The organism is Protofrankia sp. CiT1, assembly GCF_917627335.1.
Taxonomy (GTDB): domain Bacteria; phylum Actinomycetota; class Actinomycetes; order Frankiales; family Frankiaceae; genus Protofrankia.
This window is the reverse complement of record NZ_CAKJTP010000241.1, coordinates 1-3,876: the sequence shown is the minus strand read 5'-3', so window position 1 is coordinate 3,876 and position 3,876 is coordinate 1. Positions and strand designations below refer to the sequence as shown.

Sequence of the window (3,876 nt, the reverse complement as noted above, 5' to 3'; positions counted from 1 at the left end):
ACTAGTGCCGGCGGGAGTTTCCCGAGACCGCCGGGCCCGCGACAAGAACCACTATCGTGTGCCCGGCGGCCGAGGCCCGCGCAAAGCCACCGGACGCGCGGGACAACAATTTCAAGGAAGACCGCTTCCCGCCGCTCGGGCGCCAGCCGATTCAGCCCAACGTGGGCGCCACCATGCAATACGGCAGAGCGCGTGTCACGCCCCGGCACCCCGCAAAGCCCTTCACGTCACGTAACCGGCGGGTGGTCCACGCGCCGTTGGGGAGCACCCGCCGGCATCCCCAGCCCAGCCCTGGGCTTACCTCATAACCTGCTATGTTCCGTCACCCCGTGAAACAAGCTCCTTGATGGATCGCAAAATTGCGGTGTGGCCGGTCATTTTCAAGTGTCGGAAACCCGAGTTCCCTAAATCACAAGACCACTGGCGGCTAAAGAGCAACAAGACCGCTCCCATGTCGCTGGAGGGGCGGGCTTGTTGGGGGAAGTGCCATGGAGTATGTGCGCGAAAGGCTGGGCCAGTCGTCCATACGGTCACCTCCTCTGTAAGGGATGGGAACGCGGCTGGCTGACTTCCGGGGTCGCCGCCGGCCATGATAGATGCCCAATTACGCGCCACGCTCACGCAGCACAGGGACCGCGTATGAGGTTCCGGGTCTGCGGAGAGGAAGGCGATCGCTCCTCTCCCCGCTGGCAATTTGCAAATGTCCGCCCGCCTGGAAGATTTCAAGAGTGATGGCCCCGCGGACACCGGATGCTCTCGACATGGCGTCCAGGTTCGGAACGATGACGTAGACGCCCTCGCCTTCATTGACGAGCGTTAGCACCGTCATGAGCGCCGGGCGGCCGCTCACTTGGGCGAGCGGGATATTACGGTCAACATATGTTTCTTCGAGACTGAGACCTTCGGTGATGGCATGCAGCGTCACCGTATTTTGAAGGCGGCCAATTTCGGCTTCGTCTTCACCCTCAACGCTGATGTAGCCGTAGGCCGCCGGCTTCGTGCTCATCGCTCTGCCCTCTCGTCTGCCTCCTGCGGGCTGGTGGGCTCCCGTCGCCCAGGGCCGTACCTCGCAGGCAGCGGGAGCCTGGGACGAATCGTGGTGTAGTTGCCACGTTGCGCACAGATGCCAATGGGGTCACCTCGCCGCGAGGTGACCCCAGGAGCACCACCAACCCCGGCCGCAGGCGGCCGAGTTTCTATGAAGCGTTAGGCAGTATTACCCAGTGCGCCCCTCCCACCACGGAAGTCGGTACTCTTGGCCTATGGCTGAAAGCCTTGGTGAACGGGTCGCAGAGCTACGGGTCCGGGCTGTCCTCACCCAAGATGAGTTTGCGGAGCGCGCCGGCGTCAGTCTCACCACGGTCCGGAAGTTGGAACGGGGTGCCCGGGATGCGGTCAGCCTTCCTACCCTCCATTCGTTTGCCCGCGTGCTGGGCGTCACCACCTCCGATCTTCTGTCCTACGGTGGCCCTCTTGACCGGGATGACAACGGCGACACCGCAGACCTGGCGGCGCTGCGCCGGGTGCTGGTGCCGGTGCCGGTCAGCCCTCCTGGGGGCGACGCGCCAAACATTGGGGATGTCAGGCAAGGGCTTATCGAGCTAACCCGGATGTACCAGGCGAACAGGTACAAAGATGCGTTGGCGCTTGCGCCCGGACTTCTGATCGCGGCGGATGCCGCCGCGGGTGCGGCCACGGGAGACTTTGCCGTCGTCGGGCAACGGCTGGCGGCTCGCAGTTACCTCATGGCGTCACTGGTTCTCCTGCAATTCCGACGGGAGGATTTGTCAATCACCGCGGCGGAACGCGCAATCCGGGCGGCCGAGGGTGCCGGGGATGAACTGCTTCGGGCAAGTGCCGCCGATAACATCGCCTGGAACTTTACCCGTCAGGCACGGTTGGACGATGCCGAGGATACGGCGCTTTTCATGGCAGAGGCCATTGAACCCCATGGCGAGGTTACAGAAATCCACCTCGCCCAATACGGCCGATTGCTCACCCGCGCCAGTTCGTCGGCAGCCCGCAATAACCGACCGGCGGCCAGTTCTGGGTATCTAGCTACGGCCAAAGAGGTTGCCGGGCGGCTCCGCAACGATTACATGACGGTGAGCAGCTTTTGGGCTGCTTTCGGCCCCACGACCGTTGACACCATCGAGGTTGAAAACGCGATGGTCATGGGTGAGGCGGACCGGGCGCTGTTCCTCGCACGCAGGGTGCGCCGGGGCAAAGCAATCCGGGAAACCACGTGGCAGCGGTATTTGCTCACGGTGGCGGAGGCGCAGCTTGCCACCAAGGGCTACGCCGGAGCGGCAAAAACGCTGGCCGGTGTCCACCAGGTTGCGCCGGAGTGGTTCGTTTCGCAACGGCTTGCCCGGCGGCTCATACACGCTTTGCAAGACGCCACGTCGGTGCGGTGGGCGCGCGCCAACAGCCTCGACGTGCTGGCCCAGGCCATCAAATGATTTCCCCGGATGCATGCGGTTCAAATGGGCGAGGGCACAGAGACGTCGACGGCGCTGGGCCCGTGGTGCCGGTGTTACGTTGAGAGGGGCAGGGCTGTAGATTAGGAGGGGTGACTATTGACCCCGTCAGGGGGCGCGATTAGGTACGCGCGCGGTGCCCCGCACTCCCTTGCCTTTTCCAGTGCTGCGTCAGGCACGACCTTCCGGAACTCCGCCGGCGTGACTCGGTCGCCACCCAACACCAGGGTGACTCCCTCCGCCGCCTCGCGATACACGCACCCCAGCCCCACTCCTTGATCCACGCCCTTACTGCCGGGCGCTCTTAGCGCCGGTTCTGCTCACAGATACACTTGCGTCACCATAGCAGCCAACGAAAACAGCCAGCATATCCCACCATCGGCAGCGACGAACAGAACCTCAGCCCCGGCCTGGACTTACATCACGATCTGCTATAGTTCCATCACCGCGACTTTGACGAGCCCCTGAACATCGGCCAGGTTCGCCTGATCGCGGTTTCGCGAACGACGTTCACGTCCCGGACACCATCGTTTTGTCCGGCGATAATATTTTCCGGGCCATCCTCTCCTATCCTCCAAGGTCTGGTACAGCGACCGAGTAGCCGTCGTTGACGGGGGAAAACGGAGGCGACGGGTGCCACGTCAGCTCATGCGACACAGGCTCATCGAAGCGGCGGCCCAGGTTATTCGCACGCGCGGGCTGGCCGTTGCGACGTCCAAGGAGATTGCGCGCGAAGCCAGCGTGGCCGTGGGCAGCATCTACAATCACTTTACCGACAAAACGGACCTCATCACCGCGGTGATGCTGGAGGGGCTACCAACCCTCGACAGCGCTCTCGACCAGCTGAGGTTTTGTATCGGCCGGGGGACGGTACAGGGCAACCTCGAGGAGCTGTCACGGTCCGCAATCACTTTCTTCGCACAGTATCTACCGCTGGCCGGAGGACTGTTCACCGACACCGAGCTGCACGCGGCGGTCCGGACGAGACTCGTCACCGATCGCCGGGATCTGTCCGCGGTCCATGCTGGCGTGGCGTTCTATCTGGCGCAGGAACAACAGCTCGACCGAATCAATCGGGACGTCGAGCCCGAGGTCGCCGCCGCGGTTCTGCTAGGCGCATGCAGCCAGTACGCGCTGCTCACCCATATGTCCCGGCCGGATGTTCTGCCAGCCGCGGCCAGGTACGCCACCCTCACGGTTTTCATGATCCTACCCGCGCTCCGGCCGCCTGGGACAAGCACGCCGGACAGGACCTCTCAGACCCGTTCCGGCGGGCTCACCGCCCATTGAGCGGCCTCCAGCCGAAGCCCGGTAAGAGTGTCGGTCTCATCCCAGCGTTCATGGTCAATCAGTAGCCGCAGCAGCCGGAAACCCTCCTCGGCCTGCGCGGTCTCCG

Annotated in this window: 3 protein-coding genes; 2 read left to right on the top strand and 1 reads right to left on the bottom strand. The window is 63.7% G+C overall.

All coding sequences use genetic code 11. The features are described from left to right. Nucleotides 1-604: 604 nt before the first annotated feature. Nucleotides 605-1,006, bottom strand: a complete 402-nt coding sequence (locus tag MJ785_RS20770) for a hypothetical protein (RefSeq protein ID WP_239382472.1) — start codon at nucleotides 1,004-1,006, stop codon at nucleotides 605-607. Nucleotides 1,007-1,262: 256 nt separating this feature from the next. On the opposite strand from MJ785_RS20770, the gene MJ785_RS20765 reads away from it, so the two are divergent. Further along, nucleotides 1,263-2,462 carry a helix-turn-helix transcriptional regulator gene (locus MJ785_RS20765; protein ID WP_239347190.1) on the top strand — a complete coding sequence of 400 codons (1,200 nt, stop codon included), beginning with the start codon at nucleotides 1,263-1,265 and terminating at the stop codon, nucleotides 2,460-2,462. 651 nt (nucleotides 2,463-3,113) lie between these two features. Next, nucleotides 3,114-3,770 (top strand): TetR/AcrR family transcriptional regulator, encoded by a 657-nt coding sequence (locus MJ785_RS20760; protein WP_239313693.1) that lies wholly within the window; start codon nucleotides 3,114-3,116, stop codon nucleotides 3,768-3,770. Nucleotides 3,771-3,876: the final 106 nt, after the last annotated feature.